24 protein-coding genes are annotated in these 25,256 nt (G+C 56.8%); 11 read left to right on the forward strand and 13 right to left on the reverse strand.

The features are described from left to right. The first annotated feature begins 33 nt into the window (after window positions 1-33). Both ABJZ52_RS03435 and ABJZ52_RS03440 read left to right on the forward strand, forming a co-directional pair. Window positions 34-927, forward strand: a complete 894-nt coding sequence (locus ABJZ52_RS03435) for a formate/nitrite transporter family protein (RefSeq protein WP_348189254.1) — start codon at window positions 34-36, stop codon at window positions 925-927. Then, the gene (locus ABJZ52_RS03440) at window positions 927-2,225 is read left to right on the forward strand and encodes a DUF2254 domain-containing protein (protein WP_348189256.1); all 1,299 of its coding nucleotides are present in this window, start codon (window positions 927-929) and stop codon (window positions 2,223-2,225) included. The genes ABJZ52_RS03435 and ABJZ52_RS03440 overlap by 1 nt, the downstream gene beginning before the upstream one ends. 90 nt (window positions 2,226-2,315) lie before the next feature. Here the strand turns inward: ABJZ52_RS03440 and ABJZ52_RS03445 are convergent, their stop codons facing one another. Next, window positions 2,316-2,483 carry a DUF1328 domain-containing protein gene (locus ABJZ52_RS03445; RefSeq protein WP_192109051.1) on the reverse strand — a complete coding sequence of 56 codons (168 nt, stop codon included), beginning with the start codon at window positions 2,481-2,483 and terminating at the stop codon, window positions 2,316-2,318. A gap of 84 nt (window positions 2,484-2,567) precedes the next feature. Beyond that, window positions 2,568-2,777 carry a hypothetical protein gene (locus tag ABJZ52_RS03450; RefSeq protein WP_348189258.1) on the reverse strand — a complete coding sequence of 70 codons (210 nt, stop codon included), beginning with the start codon at window positions 2,775-2,777 and terminating at the stop codon, window positions 2,568-2,570. 237 nt (window positions 2,778-3,014) lie between these two features. Between ABJZ52_RS03450 and ABJZ52_RS03455 the strand changes: the two genes are divergently transcribed. From ABJZ52_RS03455 to ABJZ52_RS03475, 5 genes are all read left to right on the forward strand, one after another. After that, window positions 3,015-3,209, forward strand: coding sequence for a PLDc N-terminal domain-containing protein (locus ABJZ52_RS03455; RefSeq protein ID WP_348189352.1), 195 nt, complete (start codon window positions 3,015-3,017; stop codon window positions 3,207-3,209). Window positions 3,210-3,415: 206 nt separating this feature from the next. After that, on the forward strand, window positions 3,416-4,348 hold the full coding sequence (locus ABJZ52_RS03460; protein ID WP_348189260.1) for a PRC-barrel domain-containing protein: 933 nt from the start codon (window positions 3,416-3,418) through the stop codon (window positions 4,346-4,348). An 81-nt stretch (window positions 4,349-4,429) separates the two neighbouring features. Beyond that, the gene (locus ABJZ52_RS03465; protein WP_348189262.1) at window positions 4,430-6,205 is read left to right on the forward strand and encodes an N-acetylglutaminylglutamine amidotransferase; all 1,776 of its coding nucleotides are present in this window, start codon (window positions 4,430-4,432) and stop codon (window positions 6,203-6,205) included. A gap of 9 nt (window positions 6,206-6,214) precedes the next feature. Continuing rightward, entirely contained in the window at window positions 6,215-8,032 is a 1,818-nt protein-coding gene (gene ngg / locus ABJZ52_RS03470) for an N-acetylglutaminylglutamine synthetase (RefSeq protein ID WP_348189264.1), read from the forward strand. 26 nt (window positions 8,033-8,058) lie between these two features. Next, window positions 8,059-9,195: an osmoprotectant NAGGN system M42 family peptidase gene (locus ABJZ52_RS03475; protein WP_348189266.1), complete on the forward strand. Its 1,137-nt coding sequence runs from the start codon at window positions 8,059-8,061 to the stop codon at window positions 9,193-9,195. A 45-nt stretch (window positions 9,196-9,240) separates the two neighbouring features. Here the strand turns inward: ABJZ52_RS03475 and ABJZ52_RS03480 are convergent, their stop codons facing one another. From ABJZ52_RS03480 to ABJZ52_RS03500, 5 genes are all read right to left on the reverse strand, one after another. Next, complete coding sequence (locus ABJZ52_RS03480) at window positions 9,241-10,065, reverse strand: phosphodiesterase (RefSeq protein WP_348189268.1); 825 nt, start codon at window positions 10,063-10,065, stop codon at window positions 9,241-9,243. A 74-nt stretch (window positions 10,066-10,139) separates the two neighbouring features. Continuing rightward, entirely contained in the window at window positions 10,140-11,402 is a 1,263-nt protein-coding gene (locus tag ABJZ52_RS03485; protein ID WP_348189270.1) for an extracellular solute-binding protein, read from the reverse strand. A 121-nt stretch (window positions 11,403-11,523) separates the two neighbouring features. Next, a complete protein-coding gene (locus tag ABJZ52_RS03490) occupies window positions 11,524-12,459 on the reverse strand; it encodes a carbohydrate ABC transporter permease (RefSeq protein WP_348189272.1) in 936 nt (311 codons plus the stop codon). Next, window positions 12,456-13,376: a sugar ABC transporter permease gene (locus ABJZ52_RS03495; RefSeq protein WP_348189274.1), complete on the reverse strand. Its 921-nt coding sequence runs from the start codon at window positions 13,374-13,376 to the stop codon at window positions 12,456-12,458. Before ABJZ52_RS03495 ends, ABJZ52_RS03490 begins: the two co-directional genes overlap by 4 nt. Beyond that, window positions 13,376-14,533 (reverse strand): ABC transporter ATP-binding protein, encoded by a 1,158-nt coding sequence (locus ABJZ52_RS03500; RefSeq protein WP_348189276.1) that lies wholly within the window; start codon window positions 14,531-14,533, stop codon window positions 13,376-13,378. The genes ABJZ52_RS03495 and ABJZ52_RS03500 overlap by 1 nt, the downstream gene beginning before the upstream one ends. A 120-nt stretch (window positions 14,534-14,653) precedes the next feature. Here ABJZ52_RS03500 and ABJZ52_RS03505 point away from each other — a divergent pair, with 120 nt between their 5' ends. The 3 genes from ABJZ52_RS03505 (at window position 14,654) to ABJZ52_RS03515 (ending at window position 17,155) form a co-directional block, all read left to right on the forward strand. Further along, a complete protein-coding gene (locus ABJZ52_RS03505; protein WP_348189278.1) occupies window positions 14,654-15,544 on the forward strand; it encodes a LysR family transcriptional regulator in 891 nt (296 codons plus the stop codon). A 143-nt stretch (window positions 15,545-15,687) separates the two neighbouring features. Continuing rightward, entirely contained in the window at window positions 15,688-16,488 is an 801-nt protein-coding gene (locus ABJZ52_RS03510) for an NAD kinase (protein ID WP_348189280.1), read from the forward strand. Between the two features lie 154 nt (window positions 16,489-16,642). Next, a complete protein-coding gene (locus ABJZ52_RS03515; RefSeq protein ID WP_348189282.1) occupies window positions 16,643-17,155 on the forward strand; it encodes an Hpt domain-containing protein in 513 nt (170 codons plus the stop codon). A gap of 42 nt (window positions 17,156-17,197) precedes the next feature. Here ABJZ52_RS03515 and ABJZ52_RS03520 read toward each other — a convergent pair whose 3' ends face one another. The 4 genes from ABJZ52_RS03520 to ABJZ52_RS03535 all read right to left on the reverse strand — a co-directional run bounded on the left by ABJZ52_RS03520 (window position 17,198) and on the right by ABJZ52_RS03535 (window position 20,914). Next, window positions 17,198-18,352, reverse strand: coding sequence for a DUF2336 domain-containing protein (locus ABJZ52_RS03520; RefSeq protein ID WP_348189284.1), 1,155 nt, complete (start codon window positions 18,350-18,352; stop codon window positions 17,198-17,200). Window positions 18,353-18,463: 111 nt separating this feature from the next. Then, window positions 18,464-19,486 carry a transglycosylase SLT domain-containing protein gene (locus ABJZ52_RS03525; protein ID WP_348189286.1) on the reverse strand — a complete coding sequence of 341 codons (1,023 nt, stop codon included), beginning with the start codon at window positions 19,484-19,486 and terminating at the stop codon, window positions 18,464-18,466. Window positions 19,487-19,711: 225 nt separating this feature from the next. Beyond that, entirely contained in the window at window positions 19,712-20,314 is a 603-nt protein-coding gene (locus ABJZ52_RS03530; RefSeq protein WP_348189288.1) for a flavin reductase family protein, read from the reverse strand. A 6-nt stretch (window positions 20,315-20,320) separates the two neighbouring features. Further along, window positions 20,321-20,914, reverse strand: a complete 594-nt coding sequence (locus ABJZ52_RS03535) for a nitroreductase (protein ID WP_348189290.1) — start codon at window positions 20,912-20,914, stop codon at window positions 20,321-20,323. 295 nt (window positions 20,915-21,209) lie between these two features. Here ABJZ52_RS03535 and ABJZ52_RS03540 point away from each other — a divergent pair, with 295 nt between their 5' ends. Next, the gene (locus tag ABJZ52_RS03540; protein ID WP_348189292.1) at window positions 21,210-22,172 is read left to right on the forward strand and encodes a hypothetical protein; all 963 of its coding nucleotides are present in this window, start codon (window positions 21,210-21,212) and stop codon (window positions 22,170-22,172) included. 99 nt (window positions 22,173-22,271) lie between these two features. Here the strand turns inward: ABJZ52_RS03540 and ABJZ52_RS03545 are convergent, their stop codons facing one another. Next, a complete protein-coding gene (locus tag ABJZ52_RS03545) occupies window positions 22,272-23,102 on the reverse strand; it encodes a lysophospholipid acyltransferase family protein (RefSeq protein WP_348189294.1) in 831 nt (276 codons plus the stop codon). Between the two features lie 141 nt (window positions 23,103-23,243). Then, complete coding sequence (gene thrS, locus ABJZ52_RS03550) at window positions 23,244-25,214, reverse strand: threonine--tRNA ligase (protein ID WP_348189296.1); 1,971 nt, start codon at window positions 25,212-25,214, stop codon at window positions 23,244-23,246. Window positions 25,215-25,256 lie beyond the last annotated feature (42 nt).

Below are 25,256 nucleotides of genomic sequence, written 5' to 3' on the forward strand. Positions count from 1 at the left end.
GCCGTTTGACAGGGTCATACCAAGGGGGCGCAGATGGCCGAGACCAACTCAAGTCGGGAAAATGGAACCCCGAAAGATCCGACGAACACCCGCGAGATCACCGAGGAACGACTCGCCGAAAAAGGCACGAGGCTCTCCCGCGAAGACCTTGCAGAAGTCGAGGATCGGCTCCGCCTCCGCGCTGCCGTGGTCTATGAGATCATCCGCCAGGAGGGCGAGGAAGAACTGGCGCGAGATCCCGTACGCCTCTGGTGGTCAGGCCTCGCCGCAGGTCTTTCCATTGGCTTTTCCATCGTCGCCGAAGGCCTGCTGCACAGCTACCTGCCTGATGCTTCCTGGCGTCCGCTGATCGAAAACCTCGGCTACAGCGTTGGCTTCCTGATCGTGATCCTCGCCCGCCAGCAGCTCTTTACGGAAAACACGCTGACGGCCGTTCTGCCGGTCGTTGGCACGCCCAAGCTTCTCACCTTCAAACGCACTGTCCGGCTGTGGAGCATCGTATTCCTTGCCAATATGACGGGAACCCTGATCTTCGCATACGGCCTGTCCACGGGCGTCTTCTTCCCTGATTCTGCCCAAGAAGCTTTTCGAGAGATCGCCCATCACATGATGGAGATACCGTCTCCCGACATGTTCTGGCGCGGCATCATCGCAGGATGGATCATCGCGACCCTCGTCTGGCTCCTGCCCAGCGCGGAGGCCAATCCTGTCGGAGTGATCGTGGTCCTGACCTATCTCATCGCGCTTTGCGACCTCACCCATGTCATTGCCGGATCCGTGGAAGCTTTCATGCTTGCCTTCGAGGGTGCGATCAGCTGGTCTCAGGCGGTCTTCGGGTTTCTTGTCCCGACGCTCGCCGGCAACATTGTCGGCGGCAGCGCCCTGTTTGCGATCCTGGCCTATGCTCAGGTCCGAGAGGAAATTTGATGACTGCGAGCTATCATGAGAACGGTTCTGTCCAGTTCCTTCAAAAACTCTTTCGCGGTTTTCTCTTCATCCCGGTTTTGCTGGCACTCTCCGGCGCGATGATGGCATTGATCGCCATCTGGGCGGACCGATCGGGTGTCATCGAACCCGGGACAGCTCTATGGTCTTTCCTTGATATCAGCACGGACGGCGCAAGATCCGTTCTGTCCACAATTGCGGGCGCAATGATGTCAGTGATCAGCCTGGTCTATTCACTGACGCTCGTTGTTTTCACTCTGGCGGCTGGCAACATCGGGCCGCGACTGCTCGAGACCTTTGCCAACAACCGCGTCAACCAGATCACCATCGGACTGCTGGGCGCGACATTTCTCTACGCCCTGATCGTCCTCTACGTGGTCGGCGAAGAAACCGTTCCGCACATTTCTGTGGCCCTCGCGATCATTCTCGCCGTGGCCAGCTTTTTCTGGCTGGTTTATTTCGTCAATGACGTGTCACGGCGGATCATGGTCGACAATGAGATCGGCCGAACCCAGAAATCTCTCAGAACCGCGATTGATCTGCTCTTGCGGTCCGAGCCGGAAGAAAACGCCGACGACCGAAAGGTGATACCAGAAACGCCGGGCACCGAGGTCACCTCCAGCGCCAGCGGCTATGTCACCGCCATCAATGGCAAGCGTTTGATGGAACTGGCAGAAGAGAGCGATGGCTTTATTGAGGTTCTTGTCCAGCCGGGAAGTTACGTCATAGAGGGCATGGCGGTCCTGCGCCTCTACCAGGGCGCCCGGGAGATCAATCAGGAGACCCTGCGCACGGTATTTGAGACAAGTTACGCCCGCGCGCCCGAGGGCGACATTCAGTTCTCGATCCATCTCAACGTCGAGATCGCTTTGCGTGCACTGTCACCGGGCATCAACGACGCTTACACCGCGATCAGTGCCATCGATCATCTCTCCGCATCGCTTGGTCGTATCGTACAGCGTGGAGCACCCACGGCGATCATTCGCGATCAGGAGGACACCCCGCGTGTCTGGCTCAGCATCCTGTCGGTGTCGGACATTCTCGACGCGGCTCTAAATCCATTGCGTCAAGCGTCCTGCGGCAATGTTCTTGTGAGCGAGCGATTGATCCAGGCACTCGGCCGCATGGCGCTCATCTGCCTGCCCCGCCACAAGTCGATCCTCCAAAAACATGTCCGCCGCATCGCCAGCGACGCCCGTCAAAAACTTGTCAGTCACGCGGACCGCGAGGAGATCGCCAGGGCATTGTCGTCAGCCAAAAGTAAGCTCGCGCAGGTTTGACCCTGAGCCCTATTCCTCCACCAATGGCATCCGCCCATAAAAAAACCCGCAGCGCAGGCTGCGGGTCTTTTTTTGAGATTTTGGCTCGGATCAAGCCCGGCCGCGCAGCAGATGTACAAGCGCGGAGATCGCAAACAGAACAAGCGCGACCACGAAGATCAGTTTGGCGATCGAAACGGCAGTACCAGCGATACCACCGAAACCAAGAACGGCCGCGACAATGGCAACGACCAAGAATAGAATTGCCCAACTCAACATTTTACCAACTCCTGTCTGTAGATTTCAAAAATCACAATAAAACAACGAACGAACAGCTTGATCGTTCCAGTTGAATGTCAGGAATTATTGATCGACCTCGTCGCTTTTCTTAACGCGCGTATGTCCTGCCGGGCGTTCAAAGGCTCGCTTCAAATGATCACGTGTGCCGATATCCCGGTTAAGATTGCCACCTGATCGCCCGCCTTCGAGAGCAACATCTTCGGCCACGGTCAAAGGTTCCTCAAGCTGGGCCTGACGCTCACCCTTGCGATCACTGTTCTTGGCATCATTCATGGCATTCGCTCCTTTTCTCTGTCGGAGTAAAGCAAATGCGCGATCAAGAATCCGGTTCCGTGACAACTCGATGAGAATGCAATTGTCAGAACACGATCACACCGATGCATCGCGTTTGATCTGGGGCGTTCTGCCGGGAAAACAAACCACCAGGCGAGGAAAACAAAAAATCTCCCGCGTTGGCAGGAACCTTTCATGACGAAGGTCGTTGATCAATCACAACACCTGAGCAGGAGAATAAAAATGGAATATGGTATTCTTGGTCTAATTATTCTGATCGCCGATATTTATGCAGTCATCAAGACACTCTCGAGTTCAGCATCAACCGGCGCTAAAATACTTTGGGTCCTCGGCATTCTAATCTTCCCGGTTGTCGGATTCATCGTTTGGTTGTTTGCAGGACCTCGCGGAGGCACCACCTCCGTCGCTTGAGACGCAGACTAAGTTCGACCGTCACTCGACCTCAGCTCTGATCAAACCAGCTCCCGGGCAACGCTCGGGAGCTTTTTCTCGTCATGTATTCGTCGAATAAAAATTAGAAAAAATAAGTCGGAACCTTGAACGAGCTAGATCATTTACTCCCCGACGACGCAAGACAGCGTGTCATCAAAGTTCAAACACAAATGGGAGAACACACCATGCTTCGCACTATTCTTGCAACCACAGCCCTCGCAACGGTTCTGTCGACCAACGTAATGGCCGAGACCAAGCCGCTCCCCAAGGAGACACAGGTCCAGAGCGAAATGCGTGACGACAACGTCTATCTTTTCGATTTCGACACTTTGTCTGAAGGTCCTTCCCAGGGTTATCTGGCATCCAACCTCATCGGCAAATACATCTACACCTCGTCTGCTGACGACGCTGATACCGTGGGTGACATCAATGACATCGTGATCGGTGAAAACGGTGAGACCCAGGCTGTCATCGTCGGTGTCGGCGGATTCCTCGGCATCGGCGAAAAGGACGTCGCGATCGACTTCAACCGCCTGAGCATGTCCGCGAACGAAGACGACGAAATCCGCGTGACCTCTGACGTCACCAAGGAAGAGCTCGACGGCGCAAGCCAGTATGAGCGTCCTGACCACGTCCCCGGCTGGGCCAACTCCGGCTCTGTCCGTGACGAGATGGACAAGGTCGCCGGCGCCACGAAGGACACCTACAAAACCGTTCGCAACGAAGCGGCAGACAGCATGAATGGCGCTGCCGACACGATCACCATGGAAGAGCGCTGGATGGACGGCAAAACGCCGGTCCAAAACGCTGCTGTGACCACGGACAACCTGATCGGCGCGAGCGTCTACAACGCCGGCTATGAAGAAATCGGCGAAGTCAGCGAGGCCTTGGTCAAGACGGACGGCCAGATTGACGCCGCAGTTCTGGACATCGGTGGCTTCCTGGGCATGGGCGAAAAGCCTGTCGCCGTGGGTTTCGAAGACCTGAAGATTTACCAGAACGATGACGGTGACCTGTTTGTCGCCACACCGTTCACCAAGGAAGAGCTTGAGAACGCGGCGACCTATGACGCCGCAACCTACAAGCAGCAGCGCGAAAACATGCTGCTTGGATCTTAATCAGGCCATCAGGACTGAACAGGCGGCCCGCTCCAGCGGGCCGCCACTCTTCGTTCGAAGACCAATGAGGTAGATGATCAAATGTGTGGGATAGCCGGCGAAATTCGCACGGACGGAAGCTTTGCCGACGACGTTGCTGTCGCTCGAATGACCAGGTCTCTGGAGACACGCGGACCAGATGGAACCGGGGTTCATTCCCGCGGGCGAATTGCCTTTGGGCACCGGCGCCTGAGAATCATCGACACCTCGGAACTTTCTGCGCAGCCAATGGTAGATTCAGACCTCGGCCTGACCATCGTCTTCAATGGCTGCATCTACAACTACAAGGAATTGCGGGACGATCTCTCCGCAAAGGGCTACCGGTTTTTCTCCAACGGCGACACGGAAGTGATTCTGAAGGCGTTCCACGCCTGGGGACAGGGCTTTGTCGAAAAGCTCAATGGCATGTTCGCATTCGCCATTTTCGATCAGCGCAGCAATGAAATCATCCTCGGCCGCGACCGGCTCGGGATCAAGCCACTCTATATCGCCGAAATTTCCGGCGGGTTCCGATTTGCCTCGACCCTGCCAGCGCTTGTGTCCGCCGGTGGCATCGATACGTCCATCGACCGGACAGCCCTTCACCATTACATGACCTTCCATGCAGTCGTCCCGGCTCCAAGGACCATCCTGAATGGCGTGCGCAAGCTCCCTGCCGCAACTGTCAGGGTGATCTCCCCTACCGGCGAAACCAGGGACACGTGTTACTGGGCGCCGTCCTATCAGCGCAGTTCCGACGATCTGAAAAAGACCGCCGATGACTGGCGTGACGAAGTGCTCTCCAGTCTGAGAACCGCAGTGAAACGGCGCATGGTGGCGGACGTTCCAGTCGGCGTCCTGCTTTCTGGCGGAGTGGATTCGAGCATTATCACCGGTCTTCTGGCCGAAAGCGGTCAGCAAAATCTCAGCACCTTCTCGATCGGCTTCGAAGAAGCGAACGGCGAAAAGGGAGATGAATTTTTCTATTCGGACCTCATCGCCAAGACGTATGACACCAATCACGAGAAGATCTTTGTCCCGTCTTCCGATCTGATGGGCGCCCTGCCCGACACCATCGCCGCCATGTCGGAACCGATGGTGTCCTATGACAATATCGGCTTTTACCTGTTGAGCAGAGAAGTCTCGAAACACCTCCATGTGGTGCAGTCAGGCCAGGGGGCAGACGAGATCTTCGGCGGGTATCACTGGTATCCCCCCCTCACCACATCGAAGGACCTGACAACTGACTACGCCAGCGTCTTTTTCGACAGATCGCATGAAGTCCTCAAAACCCAGCTCAATCCTGACTGGATCGCCGGCGAAGATGTCAGTCGGCAATTTATCGACGACCATTTCCGCATACCCGGCGCGTCGGATCCGCTCGACAAGGCGCTGAGGCTCGACACTCAGATCATGCTCGCCGACGATCCGGTCAAGCGGGTCGACAACATGACCATGGCCTGGGGCCTAGAGGCGCGCGTGCCGTTTCTGGATCATGAGCTTGTGGAATTGGCAGCCCGGATCCCTGGTGAACACAAGTTGGCCCAGGGCGGCAAAGGCGTCCTGAAAGAAGCGGCCCGGCTCGTTGTTCCCCACGAGGTGATCGACCGCAAGAAGGGCTACTTTCCCGTTCCGCAGCTCAAGTACATCGAAGGTCCTTACCTGGATCTGGTGCGCGGCGCACTCACCAGTCAGAAGGCCCGGGAACGCGGGCTCTTTCAAGAAGCGTATCTGGACCGCCTCTTCGCAGATCCGATCGCGCACATCACCCCTCTGCGCGGCTCCGAGCTTTGGCAGGCCGCGTTGCTGGAAATGTGGCTTCAGGCGCAGGGCATCTAGGGGAAGATCATGTCGACGACACGCAAGAGCAAGACCACATCTCAAGGCGGACACCGCGAACACGCTCGCGACCGTGACGGCGCCTATGCCCATCGGTTGCGGAAGATGCGGGACAACGGGCTGAAACCGCCTATCACGGTTGGCGAGGAAGCCCAGGACGAAGGCACGAGCCGCAATGTGATCGACTGCGGCTGGGGTCGCCTGTTGTTTGCACAAGGGTTCAATTCACCGGCGGAGCTTCTCGATTGCCTGCGGGAGGAACACGACGAACAACGCGACATCGCCGTCTACGTGCGCGATCCCCAGGTGCTGCTTGGCCAGGCACCGGGAGAAGTCTTTCTCGACCCTTCCCATACCTACCGCCTGCAGCTGTCAACGTTCCGAGCCTCCCGGCATCAGCCGAAGGGGTTCTTCATCCGCCGGTTGACGTCCATTGATGATGCGGACGCCATCAATCGCCTCTATTCAGCGCGCGGCATGGTCAAGATCGAGCCCGAGTTCTTCTGGGAACAGCGTGATGCACGCTCGATCAGCTACTTTGTTGCAGAAGACAAGGAGACCGGCGAGATCATCGGCACGGCGACCGCCATTGATCATGCCAAAGCGGTTGATGACCCTGAAAACGGTTCGTCCCTGTGGTGCCTAGCAGTCGACCCGCAGGCCCGCCATTCAGGTGTGGGACGCAGCCTCGTTGGCCACCTGGCAGAATATTTCACCACCCGCGGCCGCGCCTACATGGATCTCTCGGTTCTTCATGACAATGAAGAAGCCATCGCCCTCTATGAGAAACTCGGCTTCGAACGCGTCCCCTTCTTTGCGGTGAAGCGCAAGAACACCATCAACGAGAAGCTCTTTGTCGGCCCTACAACGGACGACGAGCTGAACCCCTATGCCGCAATCATCGTGAAGGAAGCCCGTCTCAGAGGCATACATGTCGAGCTTTCAGATCCGGAACGTGGATATTTCACGCTCATCCACGGCGCACGAAGCGTTCGATGCCGTGAGAGCCTCTCAGAGCTGACGAGTGCGGTTGCCCTGTCCCTGTGCGACGACAAGGGCGCAACTCGCCGTGTCGCCGAAGCGGCGGGGGTATCGGTTCCCGCCCAGATGAATGCAGATGCCCCTGGACCCGAGCTGGAACGTTTCATCGCCGAACACGGCAAGGTGGTGATCAAACCGACAAGCGGAGAACAGGGGCGCGGTGTGTCCGTAGGCCTGACCTCTCTGGGCGAAGTGATAAGCGCCACCAAGGAGGCACGTGCGGTCTCTTCAAAGGTGATCATGGAAGAATGCATCGATGGCACCGACCTTCGTCTGGTGATCATAAATCATCAGCTGGTCGCCGCTGCGGTCCGGCAACCTCCAGAGGTCGTGGGCAACGGCCGCGACACGGTCCGGCACCTGATCGCATCGCAAAGCCGGCGACGCGCCTCGGCCACGGGAGGTGAATCCTGCATTCCCTTCGATGCGGAGACCAAACGCACCATTGCCTCGCAAGGCTGTTCTCTGGATGACGTCCTGCCCCAGGCGGACACCTTGAGGGTGAGGCGAACGGCAAACCTTCATACAGGAGGTACGATTCATGACGTCACCGACATCGTCCACGCCAAGCTCGTGGAAGATGCCGTTCGGCTGACGAGGGCGATCGACATCCCGGTTGCCGGCATCGACTTCATGATCAAGGCACCGGATCAGCCCCATTACTGGTTTATCGAGGCCAACGAACGCCCCGGTCTCGCCAATCATGAACCCCACCCGACCGCCGAGCGGTTCATAGACCTGCTGTTTCCGCTCACCGCGGCACGGTCTGCCCGCCCTTCCCTGTGAGCCCACGAGACCAGAGTGGCAAGACAGTGACACCATCCAAGGACAAGCCCCTTCCGATCGACCGGCAATACCTGGTCCAGACGCTTGAGAAGCTGCTTGAAATTCCAAGCCCAACAGGCTTCACCGACACCATCGTCCGGTTCGTCTCTGCCGAACTCGTCAAGCTCGGCCTGTCAGTCGAACTAACGCGGCGCGGTGCCATAAGGGCTGTACTGCCTGCCCCCGAAGTACGTGGTGCCAGGGCGATCGTCTCCCATCTCGACACGCTTGGCGCACAAGTTCGCCAGCTCAAAGCAAACGGAAGGCTGTCGCTGGCTCCTATCGGCCATTGGTCAGCCCGCTTTGCAGAGGGCGCCAGAGCAACGATTTTCTCGGAATCCGGGCCATCTCGCGGCACGATCCTGCCGCTGAAGGCCTCGGGCCATACGTTCAACGAGGAAATCGACACGCAGCCTGTCGGCTGGGAACACGTTGAGCTGAGGATCGATGACATCACGACGTCATTAGATGAAACGGCCGGGTTGGGCATCGAAGTCGGTGATATCGTCGCAATTGATCCCCAGCCCGAGTTTCTCGAAAATGGCTTCATCGTGTCGCGGCACCTCGACGACAAGGCCGGTGTCGCGACCACGCTTGCCGCACTCAAGGCGATCAGGCAATCCGACCTCCAGCCTCCGGTCGAAGTCCATTGGCTCTTCACCATCGCCGAGGAGGTCGGTGTGGGAGCCGCGTCGATCCTAACGCCGGAGGTCGCTTCCATGCTGACCATCGACAACGGCACAACAGCCCCAGGCCAAAGCTCCAGCGAGTTTGGCGTCACCATCTCGATGGCCGATCAGACAGGCCCTTTCGACTATCATTTGACGAAGAAGCTGAAACACCTCTGCATCGAAAATGACATTGACTATCAAAAGGATGTCTTTCGTCACTATCGTTCAGACTCCGCCAGTGCGCTGGAGGCCGGAGCAGATGTCCGAACCGCGCTGATCACTTTCGGCGTCGACGCTTCGCACGGCTACGAACGCATTCACTACGATGCGCTTGAGTCCGTCGCGCGCCTGATCTGCGCATTTGCTGCAAGTCCTGTCGAGATCGAAAGGGATCTGGAAGAGACCTCGGACATCTCCGGCTTTACCCGGCAGCCCACACAACCGCTCAGCTAGGAGTGCCCGATGTTGTGCAGGCGCTCCCTGATCTTGGCGGCAGCCTTATCGGATCATCGTGAGCCGGTCCCAATCTGCATAGTCTGGTGACCCTTCGCTGCGGATGTCCCCTGCATAGCCATATTCGACCATATGCACCATGGTGCTCGTCTCATTGGCAAGGACCACCGCATACGCCTCTGGCAGATCCGAACTGCTGAGAGAGCGTTCGGCCTTGAAGTCGGGCCATCCGGCATGATTCGTCCCGCGCGGCGCACTGAACGGAACGCCGTGCAGAGATCCGGACAGTGGCAAATGGCAATGACCGTGGAAGATATGCGCGATCTTTTCAGCGTGCCGAGCAATGACCGCAGCGAAAGCCTCTGCATCCTGCAGCATGATCTTGTCCATCGGAGCAATGCCGATTGGAACCGGATTGTGATGCATGAAAATCCAGATCTTTCCTCCGGTTGCGGCTAATTTCTCATCCAGCCAGGAAAAGCGTTTTTTACAAAAATGACCTGCGTGGCTTTCCGGGCCCCACGTGTCCAATGTGATCCCCACGCCCTGTGGTAAATCAAAGACTGACTGAACGAAACCATTCTCGTCGGCCAGATCTGGAAACACCGAAAGAAACGTCTCACGCTCATCGTGGTTGCCAATGCACAGGTGGACCGGCATCGGCACGCTGGACAGGATGTCTTTCAGACGCTGGTAGTCTTCAAGATCGCCCCAGTCGGATAGATCACCGGTGATCACCAGCGCGTCGGCATCCGAATGATTGTCCAGTGCGTGCCCGAGCGCCTTCTTGAAGTTCTCGGTCGGCTCTCGGCTTGAGATTGTCTTTCCGGGCGCCGTAAGGTGGATGTCGGTCATTTGAACGAGCTTCATGAGGCCAGTCCTATTATTTATTTTTTTAAGAAAACGCCGCCCGGAAAACCGGACGGCACTCAACTCGGACAGACTTAGTTGCCGGAAGGCAGCAGGTCCTGAACTTCTTCGGAGATCTGCTCCTGAAGTTCATTCATGTCGTCGTATTCACCTGTAACGATGCCTTCCAGACCGTCATAGATGACCTGGGTTGCAGCCAGACCGTTGTCGCCCGGGTAGGCCTGCCAGTCACGCAGAAGCGGCAGCTGACGAACAGCTGTCTCCTTGTTCGGGTTTTCCTTGTAGAAATCGGCAAGGATCACTTCGTTGGCAGCCTTGTTCGGCGGCATGTAGCCTGTGGTGCGGGCAACTTCAGCAGCACCCTGACCGGATGTGATGAACTTCAGCCATTTCCAGGCAGCGTCCAGTTCCTTCGGGTCGTCTGATGTGGAAACGAGCATAGCGGCGTTGCCGCCAGCCGGCAGGCCCTTCGGACCAGTCGCTTCAAGGCCCGGGAATTCGTTGGTCTTCAGTTCGAAGTCCCCCTTTGAACGCTCAACGGCCCCCAGAGCGGACGTCGACCAGAACATCATGCCGATTTCACCAGCAGAGAAAGATGCAAGTGCAGCCTTCCACTCAATGTTCTGCATTTCACAGCCGCGGAAGATGGATTTCATGGTGTTCAGAGCCGTCAGACCTTCATCGGAAGCCAGCTGGAACTCGTTGCCTTCCATGGTCGGCTTGTCCTGGGACCACATCAGCGCCTGAAGAAACCAGTTCCCGGTGATGTTCCAGCCCCAGAACATCGGGTTCTTGACGCCAGCTTCACGCAGCTTGCCGCAAGTTGCGACGACTTCGTCCCAGGTCTTCGGTAGCTGATCGGCAGAAGTGATGCCGGCCTTGGCCATCACGTCCATGTTGTAATAGCCCACAGGAAGGGAAACAGAGAATGGCAGACCGTGAACTTCGTTGTTGAACGTACCGAGCTTCAGCATCGCATCGTGGTAACCGTCCTTGGCGAAGTCTTCTTCGCGAACGATGAAGGGCTCGAGCGACTTGGCGATGCCTTTCTCGACCAGGATTGCCTGACGGTTCAGGCCCTGCATCGTGACATCTGGCAGTTCACCAGCAACAGCTTCACGCAGGATTGTGTTGGAAGCGTCTTCGTAGGACTCATAAGCCGCACGCATCTTCACTTCGATGTTCGGATACTTTTCGTTGAAAAGCGGCATGATCTTTTCGTAGGTGACATCGAAAAGATGGCTGTACGGGTAAGCGAATTCGATTGTGATCTTTTCTTCTGCATTTGCCGTGCCGGCGGCCAAAAGAAACGCTATTGCAGTCAGGCACTTTTTCATGGAACTCTCCGTGGTATTGCCGTGGGAGCGGTCAGGTCGCCAAACTCGCCCGTTCCCGGTTGATCCCATTCGGGATTTCGGTAGCGGGGCTGCCACGCGGCGGCCCCGAATTCTCTCTCGCTCACTTCATCCCGCTCAATGTGATGCCTTCAATGAAGCGCCGTTGCGCAATCAGGAAGGCAACGATGAGTGGTGTCACGATGATCGTCGCTGTCGCCATCATCGGACCAAAGTTGTCTCCGTCGGCATCCCCCTTGAACTCCCGCAATCCAAGTGGTGGTGTGAACAGGTCGCGGTTGCCTGTGATGACGATGCGCGGCCAGAAGTAGTCATTCCAGTGGGCCACCACCGAGAAGATGGCGAAGGCCAGGAGCGCTGGAACCGCCGTCGGCAGCATGACATTCCAGATGATCGAAAACTCGCTCATGCCGTCCATCCGCGCAGCGTCGATCAGATCGTCCGGAACCGTCATGAAAAACTGGCGCATCAGGAAAATGCCGAAAACGGAAATGCTCCAGGGCACTACGAGAGCCGCATAGGTGTTGGTGAGCCCAAGCTTGGCCAGCATGATGTAAAGCGGCAGCGCAATGGCATGGACAGGGATCAAGAGGCAAAAAAGCACCAGCCCGAACACGGCCTCCCTGCCCCAAAAACGCAGCTTGGCAAGCGCATAGGCACACGGGAGCGCGACCAGCACCTGAATGAAGAAGATGGACGCGGTGATCACGACACCGTTCAGCAGGTAGCGCAGCAACGGCGCTTTCGCGAAGGCAGTCGTGTAGTTGTAGATAGCAGGCGTCACCATGCAGTCGGCCGCGGCATTGCCGAGCTTGATGCAGTAGTCGTCGCGGAAAGCCTCCTGAAGCCCAAAAAAACCGCCGGTGTTCTGCATGATCTCAGCCGGGCTCTTCAGGCTGTAGCTCACCATGACGTAAAACGGCATCAGAACGATGATCGCGCCCAGGATCAGAACCACGTGTTTCAGTGTTTCTGTCGCAGAGAAGCGGAAAGTCAAGCGACCGGACAAACCTGAAGAGGTCATCGAAAAATCGGTCATGTGTAGTGAACCTTTCTTTCCACCAGCCATCTCTGGATGATGGTGAGGATCATGACGAAGGCGAGGAAGACGACCGTTATGGCTGCGCCAATGCCCATGAGGTTTTGTTGGATGGCCTTTTCGTAGATGGCGAACATCATCACGTAGACGGACTTCGACGGCCCGCCGCCCTGCGGATAAAAAGCCTCGACCGTGTCGAAGACCTGAAACGAGCGGATGAAGGAGATCGTCACGACGAAGACCGTCGTCGGACCAAGCATGGGCCAGGTGACGAGACGGAACCGGTCCCAACCGGATTTCGCACCGTCCATTTCGGCAGCCTGATAGAGTTCGCGCGGCACCGATGTCAGGCCGGCAAGGTAGAGCACCATATTGAAGCCGAAGCCCTGCCATACCCCGATGAAGGAGACGACCCAGATCGCATATTTGCGGTCCGTCAGCCAAAGCGGGAAGCCGCGCTCGCATCCTTGCGCGAACCAGCCCCAACTTTCCAGAAACGTTCCGCAGCCCTGCTCCAATGTGGAATTGACCAGACCGATGGTTGGATGAAGCGCGAACTCCCAGACGATCGCCATCGCAATAAGAGCGGCCATGACCGGAAGGAAATAGATGGTCTTGTAGAGATCACCAAAGCGCTTGGTGGAATGAATGAGCAAAGCAGCGCCAAGTCCGAGCCCGACCGACAGAGGCACCACCACAAAGACATATCGGAACGTCGCTCCGAACATCTTGGCGTAAGTCGACCGTGTGAAGATCTTCTCGTAGTTGTCCAGCCCGACCCAGGAAGCACCGGAGTTGCCAAGGCTGTAGTCCGTCAGGCTCAAGACCCCGGCCATGCAGATCGGCAGCAGCAGAATGACGAACATCAAGACAAGAGCCGGCCCGACAAACCACATATGCGCGTTGGAGCGGGGCATCACGCGACCTCCGGCACCTGGGTGGACATAGCGTCGGCAAGCTGAATACGTTTCCCATCTGCGCCGAAGACCATGGCCTGGCCATGCAGGCGATGGAAAGAAATATCCGATCCGAGCGAAACGGAGACACCCTCCTGCGGCGCGGTCCGAACCACCATACGATGAAGCCCGTCATCAACGGCCACGTGCAAGTAGATGTCTGCGCCAAGGTTTTCCTTGTGAACGACGCGGCCGGACAAACATCCAGGTTGATTCGCAGCACAAAGCGCCAGATGCTCGGGCCGCAAACCAATGCTCACCTTTTCGGAGGATTGTGCCGCAGTCACCCGTGACAGGACGACATCGCCACAGCGCGCGTGGCCATCACTGTCCAGACTTCCAGCGAGCAGATTGATTTTTGGCGCACCAACGAACTCGGCAACACGAATGTCCTGCGGATCGTTGTAAACCTCATCCGGAGCGCCTAGCTGCAAGATGTCACCATCCATCATCACGGCCATGCGGTCAGACATGGTCAGCGCCTCGGCCTGATCGTGGGTCACATAAACGAAGGTGGCTTGCAGGGAGCGATGGAGCTCCGCAAGCTCAGAGCGCATGTGAATGCGCAACGCCGCATCCAGGTTTGACAGCGGCTCATCCATGAGAAACGCGACCGACTTGCGAACCATCGCACGGCCGAGAGCGGCACGCTGTCGCTGCCCCCCGGACAACTGGCCTGGTTTTCTGTCGAGCAATGCCTCGATGCGCAACACCTTGGCTGTCTCCTGCACCTGCTGCAGCATCTTTTGATGTTTCGCTCGGCCCAGCATGGGGCCCACAAAAGGCAAGCGCTCAGCTGTCGACAGATCACGCAGACGAAGAGGCGTCATCATGTTCTGAGCGATCGTCAGATGCGGGTAAAGCGCATAGGACTGAAACACCATCGCCAGATTCCGGTTCGCTGGACGGACATCAGTGACAGGCTTGCCTCCGATCTCGACGTCACCGGAGCTCGGCACCTCAAGACCCGCAAGGATCCTCAAGAGCGTCGACTTTCCGCACCCCGAAGGACCGACAAGTGTCAGAAATTCTCCCGAACGAATGTCGAGATCGATCCCCTTAAGAACCGAGGTCGTGCCATAAGACTTGCCGATAGAGCGCAATTTGATCGCAGACATGACGCTATTCCCTTTGCTTTCGGGCAGCACCATATGCAGCTCAATTGAATTGCCTGTGACGTAATATTAGCGTCGCTAATGGCGGATAGAGTTTCTCATGAAGTTCAACATGGAACTGTCATGAACAACCGTCCAAGTCCCTATCAGATCAAAGCCTTCACCTATGTTGCTCGGGAAAGGAGTTTTTCCGGCGCAGCACATGTTCTGTCGGTCACCCAATCCTCAATCACCCAGCACGTCGCCAACCTGGAAAAGCGCATGGGAACGCAGCTCTTTGTGCGCAGACGCGATGGTCTTGAGATGACCCGTGCAGGAAACGAGCTTTTTCGCATCACCGACCGACTGGCTACACTTGATCAGCTCGTGACCGAGAAAGTGAATGATTACAGCGCACTGACTGATGGTCACATCCGTATCATCGCCAATGCGCCACGCCCGGCGATGCCGATCATTTCGCGCTACGGAGAACTGTTCCCAAAGGTGCAGATCGACTTCACGCTTTACAACTGGACCACTGCCATGGGGCTAGTTGCTGACCGCCATGTTGACATAGCAATTGTCACAGAACCCGAGGAAAGCGGCGCGCTTTTCACTCAGGAACTTCGCCGGACGACCTATATGGCGCACATGCGTGCGGATCACCCTCTTGCCGGGAGAAAAAGTCTTTCACTAGCCGACCTTCAGACAGGCACCTTGATCCTCCCGGAAGACGGATCACTTACCCAGAAAGTGGTCCGCGCCAAGATCAGTGAATTCGGCTTTGAGTTCCCTCGAATAATCAAGACGACGACATTTCCGATGGTCAAGGAAGCCATCCTTCATGGCCTCGGACTTGGCATCTTGCTGGAAAACAGTCTCTACCCGTCGGAAAAACTCGTCGCGGTCCCAATCGCGGAGATGCCTGAGCAATACCGGGACTGCATCGCCCTATCCGCAGACAAACGCGAGCTGCGGCTGATACAAAGTTTCCTGAACGTGGCAGTTGATGCCCGTGCGGCCGATATTTTTTAGCACCTGAAGGGCCGCTTCCCGCAAAATTTGGCTGCGACACCGCATTGAATAAAATCGGCGTTGGCGTTCAAGGGCTTCCTGCTGTTTATTAGCCGCTGAGAGACCTCTGAACATCTGTTCGGGTCCACCAATCGAGGAATGCAATGAGCCAGCACGAGGCAGAAGAAAAAAGAGCGATAAAATGCGACAAGCTCGCTTTTCTGGCCAGTGAAACGGAAGAGGCGCAAGAAGCCCTGCAGAGGCTTTCAGCCCGATATGGCAATGCCCGCGCCAAAGAAGCTGACGTCCTCGTTGCGCTCGGCGGCGACGGATTGATGTTGCAAACGCTCCACGCCTTCATGGGAACGGGAAAACCGATTTACGGCATGAACCGAGGGTCAGTCGGTTTCCTGATGAACGAATACCGTGAAGAGGACCTTCGCGAACGTCTTCAAAGCGCCGACATCACCACGATCCATCCATTGCGCATGGAAGTGGTCGATCATGCCGGCTACAGCCACGTCGCCCGAGCGATCAACGAGGTTTCCCTCATACGGCAGACATCCCAGGCTGCTCGCCTGAAGATTTCGGTCGACGACCGTGTCCGCCTGGAAGAATTGATCTGTGACGGCTGTCTTGTGGCCACGCCAGCGGGTAGCACCGCCTACAATCTTTCTGCGCACGGACCCATCCTTCCGATTTCGGCGTCGCTTCTTGCCCTGACCCCGATCAGCGCATTTCGCCCCCGCCGCTGGCGCGGTGCGCTCCTGCCGAACCGGGCAAAAGTCGACATTGAAGTCCTTGATCCGTTGAAACGCCCAGTCAGCGCCGCAGCCGATCACACCGAGATCAGAAATGTCGCAAAGGTCACGGTTCACGAGGACAGCGAGGTTGAGGGCTTGATGATGTTCGATTCCGATCACGGATGGGACGAACGAATTCTTGCGGAGATGTTTCGCTATTGAGAATTTTGTCCTTGCCAGATTCTCACTGACAAGCCCCTGTTAAGCTCCACGCGCAATAATGCCTCAACTTGTCGTGGAGAAAAGCCAGGTCGGTACATTGAACAAGTGTTCTATGGCCCCGCGAATGCTCCGGAAACGATACGAAGGATTCAAGATGTCTGCCGATTTGTTTGAGGGCGAGGAATACGAACTTGTCACACCGCCGAGTGACTTGCGAAAAAAGGTTCGCATCATGAACAAACGCGAGGCAGCCAAGTTCGACCCGGTTAAGGCGGCGGAAATCGCGCTGCAGCGCCTCTCGCAGAACTTCGGTGGCTGGATGTCAAATGAAGCAGCTGATCTTGTGGCCGCTTGGGATGTGGTTCAGAGCGAGGGACTGACAGCCGAAAACCTCGACACGCTTTACCAGACCGCTCATAACATCAAGGGGCAAGCCCTGACATTGGGCTATCCCCTGGTCGGCTCGGTCGCTGCGAGTTTCTGCCGTTTGATTGAAACAGTGCCATCGCCGTCCGCGCTGCCACTGCCTCTCGTCGAGCAATATGTCGTGGCAATCCGAGCAATGGTGGCCGAAGGCGCAAAAGACGATCAGAATGAGACGGGATCAGCGCTGCTCGATCGGCTGACAGAAGTTACTGAAGACTATCTCGCTCAACTTGAGAAATAAGGCACGCCTCTAAAGTTGGCAGGCTCCCGGCGGACTAGCGCTCTAGGCTGCGTTAAGTGCTCTTTGCGCGGTGCCATGAATATAGGCCCGCGCTTCAAGACGCGCGACTTCAAGCGCAAAGCGCCGCAGGAAGGCGAGGATGTCGCCGTCTGCGCCAAGCGCCTCATCCTGCAATTCTCCAAGCAGGCATTCCGTTAACATGCGAGCGAGATCAAGCGGAAGGTCCGCCGTCAGATCGGCCCCACCTTCCCTTGCCATGTCAATCGCAAGCAGAAATGCCTGATGAGACCGCATCGGCAGTCCGGCTTTGCGCATCACCGCCCGCAAAGCAGACGGGCGCGCGGCGATAAGCGCTCGGAAAATCCGTTCTTCCGGAACCCCTGACAAGAGCGCGAGAGAGGTCGCAAAGAACCGGAACCGGCCACAACAGACAGCGCGCAACAACAGCCGCGTATTCAAATGACCGCTGGCGCGCATATACTCTGACATCTCGAGCAGTTGGGCATGCGACGCGCCATGAACCAGGCGAAGGGCAATTTTGTCCGAGGCATCCGCCAAAAGGTTGTCGCCGTCCGCTTGATCCCTCTTCTCCCCAGCAACCGCGGTCTCACCTATGGATCTGGCATGACGAAGCAGGAGCGCATGGCGCATGTGCATCGGCAGGTCGGGACGTTTGAGCAAGGCTTCACGCAGATCGGTGACGTTCTCGAAACGCTCGGCGAGCCGCAAGAGGCTGGACGGCACGATCTTCGCGGAGCTGTTTGACAGCAGTGCCCGGCAGGCAGCTTCAGTTCCAATTTCCGCAAGCGCAGCACATACCCCAGCGGACAAGTCACTGCGGTTCGCAACAACCTGTTGCAGCTCCTCTTGCGGGTTCGCCAGAACATCGATCAGGTCGGCATCAGAAAAGAGCGGAGACGCCCCCAAAACGACGCTGGCAACCTCCTGTCTGTCGCCAGCCAGGGACAGAAGGATATGCCGTGGGGCATCTGAACTACGACATAGATTGTGCGCAATTGCCATGCGCACATCGATACAAGGGTCATCGAGGAGAACAGTCAGCGCCGCAGATGCGCCCTTGCGGCTTTCATCATCCATCGCGGAGTAAAGCCAGGCGCGCGCAAGCGCGCCCGCAGCCTCCGCTCGCGGTCCATCCGGCGCAGTCTCAACCCAGTTTAGAAAATCGTGAATGATCATGATGACGCACTTACAGCCCTAAGTCTTTGATCCCATGCTGGCATCAAAGACTTAACGTTCGGTTCACCATAAAAATGACGACGCAACGAGGGGAGCTGATTGTCGGCCCACTCAGGCCGGCGGCAGAAGGTCGTTTTGTTCCCGGTCTTCCCGGTAGGACAGAAAACGTGTCAGATCCAACGGTCCTTCATAGCCCAGTGAGGCAAATTGCTGAGCAGCAACCTTGGCATCTGACGCACCAAGAGCTGAGAATGCACTGGCCTGTTCAACCGCGGTAAAGGCCGAAGCAAATCTGGATCCCAGGGGCTTTTCATCAAAAGCATTCCCCGTTCGGAACAAGGCTTCGAACGGATCTGCCGTTTCAGTGGCCCGGAAGGCATTGATCACGCGCTGCGTCGCAAGATCCTCTCCACCCTCAAGGCCATCATTCCCGGCTCCGGGCTTCTGGTTCGGCAAGGCCGCAACATCGTTCAACGAGGGAGCTCGACCACCGGACTGCTTAGCACTTGCAATCATCGTGACATTGCTGTGCTTGCTTGTGATGACGTCATAAACCTCCGAAGTCGTCCGAGCTTCACCGTTTGAGTGGTAGAAAATCGATTTGTTCGCCCGCGCCTGGGAAGGAAACAACTTGTCGGCCCGCAACTCGGCACTGTCTTCCGACGCACGGATCAAACGGTTGGCACCGCCTGCGCCCAGGAAGTGAGCCATGTAGAGTTCACCTTCACTCGGCTGACGTCCAAGTTTGCGACTAAGATGGGCTGCGTTTTTCTGGGTAAGCGCGCCGGCCATCATCGATGCGATGTCAGGGTCCTTGCGAAGGTCCAGAATTTCCTGACGCACAGCAGGATCCGACACGCGATATTTGCCGCTGCTGGTTCGTTGAATCTGGTCCGAATATTTTTCGAGGCCATGTTTGGGGCCGGCCTCTTTCATTGTTTCCAGCCATGTGGATTCAATAAATTGAAAGAGCCCGGTGGCACTGGACGTCGCGGCTTTGGCTGTCGGATTGAAGGATGATTCGCGGGCAGCCGTCTTGACCAGGTAGTCGAAGGACGTACCTGTAGAGGTGCTTGCTGATTGAAATGCTTGCTCGATCCGAGACGCGATCGAGGCAGTGTCAGCTACGAGCATGAAACAATCTCCCCGATAAAACGATTACCAATTTCTTAATTTCGCGCCCGGAAGGTTAACAAAACCTTAACACAGTGGATCTACAGTCAGTGTCATGAGCAAGTGGCAACCGGACATTTCGAGCCGTAGCAAGCCTCGACCCGAGGTCTTCTAGAGAAAAAACAAAAAAGCCGGCGTGGATTGCACGCCGGCCTTTACGTCTCAGGCCAGTAGGAACTTGTCCCTTTAGACTGCAGGACGGCTCATCTGGAAAAGCTCGTCGACGACGGAATAGTCCTTGTATCCCAGACGGGCCAACGGGCGCACCTTGGTCAGGTCCAACAAGCCGTCGACCAAAACACTGTCATCAATATGCACCGCAACGACTTGTCCGAAGGTCACCCACGACTGGGTATCCTTGCCTTCCAGATCCTGCATGCGCACCGTCTTCAGGTGCTTGCATTCAAGAGCGGTATAGGCCGCAGCGACGCGTGGCGCCTTCACCAGCTTGGACGGGGCCATCTCGAGGCCCGCGCGCTCGAACTCGGAAACACCATGCTCAAGCGGTGCGGAAGAGATGTTCATGGCATCGCGCAGGTCATAACTCGCCATGTTACAAACGAACTCATCTGTCTCTGCGATGTTGGCCGCAGAATCCTTGAACCCGGTCGACGCGAACATCACCATGGGCGGAGTATCACCGATGCCATTGAAAAAACTGTAGGGAGCCAGGTTTGGACGCCCTTCCTTGTCGATCGTGGAGATCCAACCGATTGGACGCGGCGCAACGATCGCCTTGAAGGGGTTGTGAGGCAAGCCGTGATCGTTCTTGGATGTTTCGTAGTACATTGGGCGTCAGGTCTCCGACCAGTCAGTGCAGATATCGGCTAGATCCGGACGGGGGCGCTCAAATGGCGCCTGTGTCGGGGTACCGATGTGGATGAAACCGGCGAAGCGCTCGTCTTCGCCGCAGCCCAGATACCGGGCTGCCGTCTCGTGAAAGCAATACCATTCGCTCAGCCATTGCGAAGCGTAGCCCGCTGCACTGGCCGCACTCACCAGGTTCATGCAAACCGCACCGGCGGAAAGCTCCTGTTCCCAGACCGGGATCTTCGGGTGGATCGCAGCAGTGCTGATCACACCGATGACCAGCGGCGCACGGCTAAAGCGAATGAGTTCCTGTTCCTTGCGTGCCCCTTCGAGCGGACCATTCTCCGCTTCGCAAATCTCAAGCAGCTTTCGTCCGATGATTTCGCGCTGAGAATTGCGGTAGATAACAAACCGCCATGGTGCGAGCTTGCCATGGTCGGGCACACGAGCCGCAGCAGTCAGTATATCGCGAAGATCGGCCTCGCCAGGGCCCGGCTCAGTCATGGTCACGCAGGGGTGCGAACGACGGGTCAGCAGAAAGTCCAGAGCTTCCTGGCGCCGGGGCGAATATGTTGACATCGCAGAGCTGCCTGTCTTGAGGAATTGAGAACGACGTGCCTTTCACCTAATTCATTGACCGCAGTTGTCAACTTTCCAGTTTAAGACTTGAATTTGTCCGGTTTTCCGGCACACAAGACGGGTGCAGGGTATGGCTCTGCCATGCTATTGCTGATATTTGCATTCATTCGGAACGATGGTTGAAACCACAAGAGGCTCGCTAAGCGGCGTGAGAAGTCCGGCACATATCATTTTCCGCCTTCTGGCAATCCTTTTGCTCGCAACGCAACCTGTGGGCCTGGCCTGGGCGCAATCCGTGACCGAGGCGGCTCCCATGCCGCCGGCTCCCAAACCTGACCCGAACGCGGTCGTATCGGAGCCGGAAAAGGCAATCGAAAACCTGCTGGACCGCGCACCTGAGCCTCTGTTCTCCGACACGCTTGTGCCCTATGCGCCCTCTACGCGCAACTTGTCGGGAAGCGGCTCTGCGGCGGAGGAAGGCGCGCTTTACCTGATGGCAAAGCTGACCCGCGACAGCGAGCCCCTGAACAACGGCCTGATCTGGCGCATCTACAGCGAAACGACGAATGACGAGGGCCGTCTTGAATTGGTGGCAACAGCCCAAGGCGGCGATGCGGAATTCAGGCTCGACCCAGGCGCTTATCTCATTCACACGGCTTACGGCCACGCCACGGCGACCAATCGCATTGTCATGGGCCGCGATGTAAAATCCAAGATGGTCATCTTGAACGCAGGCGGCATCAAACTTGACGCTGCCCTGAGTGATGATGTGGCATTGGCCGACGGTCCGATCACCTTTGACATCTATGGCATGGAGTTCAACGAACGCGGCGAACGCAATCTCATTGCCAGCGACGTTCACTCCGGCAAGATCATTCGTCTCAATTCCGACACGTATCATGTCGTCAGCCGTTACGGCGCCGTCAACGCAGTGGTGCGCGCAGACATTCAGGTCATTCCCGGTAAGTTGACCGAGGCGACGATCTATCACAAGGCCGCCGACATCACCTTGAAGCTGGTCAACGCCCCCGGCGGCGAAGCCATCGCAAACACATCTTGGTCGGTCCTCAGTCCTGGTGGCGACATGGTCGTTGAAGCCAATGGCGCCTTCCCTGACTTCGTTCTGGCGGCCGGAGAGTATGAAGTCATCGCCCGCAACAATGGCGAGACGTTTCGCAGCAACTTCTCGGTCTCGTCGGGCGAGAACCGCGAAGTCGAAGTTGTCACGGCAAACAGCAAGTCACAGCTGTCGAACTGACGCCACTCGGCGAAAACCCGGATACCAGCAGCCACTTCGATTTAGCGCATCGCCCTTTCCAGCATTTGGCGACAATGACAGCAAACTCGAAAAGACCGATCAGGAAATCGGGCGGTCCGGGTTCCCCAGTTGCATGACCTGATCCTGGAGGAAATCCATGATCTCTTTCTGGTCGCGAAATCCCGATAGCGTCTCGAACGGAATGGGGGCGCCTGCACGTGCCGTAATCGCCGTGCCAAGGGTTCGCCGGAACTCACGCACATAAAGCGCCAAACGCAATGTCAGTGAAAATCGCGAAACCAGATGAAAGAGCCATGAGTTCTGGCCATCGAAATAAAGTGGCAACACGGTCGCCCGCGAGGAGCGGATCATTTTTGCGGTGAAGGTCTTCCAGGGTAGCTCTTCTGCCCGGCCGAATGGCTTTGGCGCTGTGGCCACCCCTCCGCCGGGAAACACAATGATTGTCGTGCCTTCACCAAGCAATCGCAACGCTTCCTTGCGCGTCTCCATGTTGGTTTTGAGCGCTTGCTTTGTTTCTTCGAAGTCGACCGGCAAGGAAAATGGCCGGACTTCGGGAACCTTCAGCAATTCATTGTTGATCAGGATCTTGAAAGGTCGTCCCAGCTGTTCCGCCAGCGACAGGATCGCGAGGCCGTCGCCAATGCCGTAGGGGTGATTTGCAATCAGGACCAGCGGCCCTTCTGGCAAGGCCTTCGGCGGCCACTCGCCGTGAGCGACAGAAACATTCAGATTGATAAGCCCGAGCAGGTCACTCCAGATCTGCGGCGACGTCCCGACGGTCGAGGCTTTCCAGATCTCGTAGAGATTGAGGATCTGACGACGGCCCGAGAGACCCTCGATAGAACGGATGAGCCACCGCTTCAACGGGGGGTGATCTGGATTGGCATAGCTGAATTCAGCGTAGTCCATTACGAATCCAATTCTCTCGAACGCTGCATAAAAAGATTCCGAACCGATAGCCGGTTATCTATTGCGGTTTCGTGACAGCATAGACTGAGCAAAAGAAAAGCCGCAGGAAATCCCGCGGCTTTTCGCAATTATCATCACAATTCACTTAAGATCGGGCGAAACGGCCTCGGACTTGAACGCCGCGACAGCTTCTTCCAAAGACATCGCCGTCTGATCTTTGGACCCCAATCGACGGATATTCACAGTCCGCTCTTCCGCTTCACGCCTGCCGCAAACCACGATCGCTGGAACCTTCGCAAGGGAGTGTTCACGGACTTTGTAGTTGATCTTCTCATTGCGGAAGTCCGTTTCGACGCTGAGGCCCGCCTTCTTGAGCTCGGCGGCAACTTCACGGCCATAATCATCAGCTTCGGACGTGATCGTCGCGACCACCACCTGCAACGGCGCCATCCAAAGCGGGAAATGTCCGGCAAAGTTCTCGATCAAAATGCCAAGGAACCGTTCCATGGATCCGCAGATCGCGCGGTGGATCATCACCGGCGTTTTCTTTTCGCCGTCACTGTCCACATAGAAAGCGCCGAACCGTTCCGGCAGATTGAAGTCGACCTGCGTCGTGCCGCACTGCCATTCACGGCCGATGGCGTCTTTCAAGGTGTATTCGAACTTCGGACCGTAGAAAGCGCCCTCACCCGGCAGGATGTCTGTCTTGACCCGACCATCGGACTGCTCCTCGATGGTTTTCAAAACGTTGGTCATGACCGTTTCGGCGTGATCCCAGATTTCATCCGAGCCAACACGTTTTTCAGGTCGCGTGGAAAGCTTGACCACAACTTCGTCAAAACCGAAGTCCTTGTAGACCGACAGGATCAGCTCGTTGATCTTTAGGCATTCTTCAGCCATCTGCTCTTCAGTGCAGAAGACATGTGCATCATCCTGCGTGAATCCGCGCACGCGCATCAGACCATGCATGGCGCCTGACGGTTCATAACGATGAACAACACCGAATTCCGCCATCCGCAGAGGCAGGTCGCGATAACTCTTAAGGCCATGCTTGAAGATCTGGACGTGGCCCGGACAGTTCATTGGCTTCAGCGCGAAGACACGTGTGTCTTCTGCTTCCGTGTCGGCACACTGCACCGAGAACATGTTCTCCTTGTACCAGCCCCAGTGACCTGACGTTTCCCAAAGCGAGGTGTCCAACACCTGCGGCGCGTTGACCTCCTGATAGTCGTCGGCAAGCCGGCGACGCATGTAGGAAACAAGGCTCTGAAAAAGGCTCCAGCCCTTGGAATGCCAAAAGACGACGCCCGGCCCCTCTTCCTGGAAATGGAACAGATCCATCTCGCGGCCGAGTTTACGGTGATCGCGCTTCTCGGCTTCCTCCAGCATGTGGAGATAGCCCTTCAGCTCTTTTTCAGAGGACCAGGCAGTGCCGTAGATGCGCGTCAGCATCTCGTTGTTGCTGTCTCCGCGCCAGTAAGCGCCGGCCACCTTCATCAATTTGAAGTCATTGCCGATCTGACGGGTATTGGCCATATGCGGACCGCGGCACAGATCGAGCCAATCGCCCTGCTTGTAGATCTTCAGGCTCTGATTGTCCGGGATCGCGTCAATCAGCTCGACCTTGTAGTCCTCGCCCTTCTCTGCAAAGTAGGCCTTGGCCTCATCGCGGCTCCAGATTTCCTTGGAAAAGGCATCCCCACGGCCGATGATCTCGCGCATCTTCTTTTCGATGACCGGAAGGTCCTCGGGGGTGAAAGGCCAATCTTCTTTCGTGTCCGGATGAACGCGCTTGAAGTCGTAATAAAACCCATTCTCGATGACCGGTCCGATGGTCACTTGCGTTCCTGGCCATAGGGCCTGAACAGCTTCGGCCATCACGTGAGCCGCATCGTGTCGGATCAGTTCCAGCGCACGCGGGTCGTCTCGGGTTACGATCTCGATCTTGGCGTCAGCGGAAATCGGATCGGAGAGGTCCTTGAGTTCCCCATCCAGGGCAATCGCGACGGCTTTTTTGGCCAATGACTTGGAAATACCGGCAGCCACATCGGCGCCAGTGGTGCCATCGTCATAATCGCGAACGGAATTATCGGGGAAAGTCAGGTGAATCATATTCATGTCTCCGGCTCACTCCTGCAGACAAGGCAGGTAAGC

Origin of the sequence: Roseibium sp. (assembly GCF_039982295.1) — a bacterium.
Lineage (GTDB): Bacteria > Pseudomonadota > Alphaproteobacteria > Rhizobiales > Stappiaceae > Roseibium.

Excerpts from the sequence above, each read along its gene's own strand:
- ABJZ52_RS03450 (WP_348189258.1), bottom strand. The coding sequence starts at position 2,777 with ATGAATGATGCCAAGAACAGTGATCGCAAGGGTGAGCGTCAGGCCCAG.
- ABJZ52_RS03525 (WP_348189286.1), bottom strand. The coding sequence starts at position 19,486 with ATGCTCGTAGCTGACACTGCCTCGATCGCGTCTCGGATCGAGCAAGCA.
- ABJZ52_RS03480 (WP_348189268.1), bottom strand. The coding sequence starts at position 10,065 with ATGAAGCTCGTTCAAATGACCGACATCCACCTTACGGCGCCCGGAAAG.
- ABJZ52_RS03440 (WP_348189256.1), top strand. The coding sequence starts at position 927 with ATGACTGCGAGCTATCATGAGAACGGTTCTGTCCAGTTCCTTCAAAAA.
- ABJZ52_RS03510 (WP_348189280.1), top strand. The coding sequence starts at position 15,688 with ATGAGCCAGCACGAGGCAGAAGAAAAAAGAGCGATAAAATGCGACAAG.
- ABJZ52_RS03460 (WP_348189260.1), top strand. The coding sequence starts at position 3,416 with ATGCTTCGCACTATTCTTGCAACCACAGCCCTCGCAACGGTTCTGTCG.
- ABJZ52_RS03485 (WP_348189270.1), bottom strand. The coding sequence starts at position 11,402 with ATGAAAAAGTGCCTGACTGCAATAGCGTTTCTTTTGGCCGCCGGCACG.
- ABJZ52_RS03495 (WP_348189274.1), bottom strand. The coding sequence starts at position 13,376 with ATGCCCCGCTCCAACGCGCATATGTGGTTTGTCGGGCCGGCTCTTGTC.
- thrS (WP_348189296.1), bottom strand. The coding sequence starts at position 25,214 with ATGATTCACCTGACTTTCCCCGATAATTCCGTTCGCGATTATGACGAT.
- ABJZ52_RS03500 (WP_348189276.1), bottom strand. The coding sequence starts at position 14,533 with ATGTCTGCGATCAAATTGCGCTCTATCGGCAAGTCTTATGGCACGACC.
- ABJZ52_RS03465 (WP_348189262.1), top strand. The coding sequence starts at position 4,430 with ATGTGTGGGATAGCCGGCGAAATTCGCACGGACGGAAGCTTTGCCGAC.
- ABJZ52_RS03545 (WP_348189294.1), bottom strand. The coding sequence starts at position 23,102 with ATGGACTACGCTGAATTCAGCTATGCCAATCCAGATCACCCCCCGTTG.
- ABJZ52_RS03505 (WP_348189278.1), top strand. The coding sequence starts at position 14,654 with ATGAACAACCGTCCAAGTCCCTATCAGATCAAAGCCTTCACCTATGTT.
- ngg (WP_348189264.1), top strand. The coding sequence starts at position 6,215 with ATGTCGACGACACGCAAGAGCAAGACCACATCTCAAGGCGGACACCGC.
- ABJZ52_RS03515 (WP_348189282.1), top strand. The coding sequence starts at position 16,643 with ATGTCTGCCGATTTGTTTGAGGGCGAGGAATACGAACTTGTCACACCG.
- ABJZ52_RS03535 (WP_348189290.1), bottom strand. The coding sequence starts at position 20,914 with ATGTCAACATATTCGCCCCGGCGCCAGGAAGCTCTGGACTTTCTGCTG.
- ABJZ52_RS03490 (WP_348189272.1), bottom strand. The coding sequence starts at position 12,459 with ATGACCGATTTTTCGATGACCTCTTCAGGTTTGTCCGGTCGCTTGACT.
- ABJZ52_RS03435 (WP_348189254.1), top strand. The coding sequence starts at position 34 with ATGGCCGAGACCAACTCAAGTCGGGAAAATGGAACCCCGAAAGATCCG.
- ABJZ52_RS03445 (WP_192109051.1), bottom strand. The coding sequence starts at position 2,483 with ATGTTGAGTTGGGCAATTCTATTCTTGGTCGTTGCCATTGTCGCGGCC.
- ABJZ52_RS03530 (WP_348189288.1), bottom strand. The coding sequence starts at position 20,314 with ATGTACTACGAAACATCCAAGAACGATCACGGCTTGCCTCACAACCCC.
- ABJZ52_RS03520 (WP_348189284.1), bottom strand. The coding sequence starts at position 18,352 with ATGATCATTCACGATTTTCTAAACTGGGTTGAGACTGCGCCGGATGGA.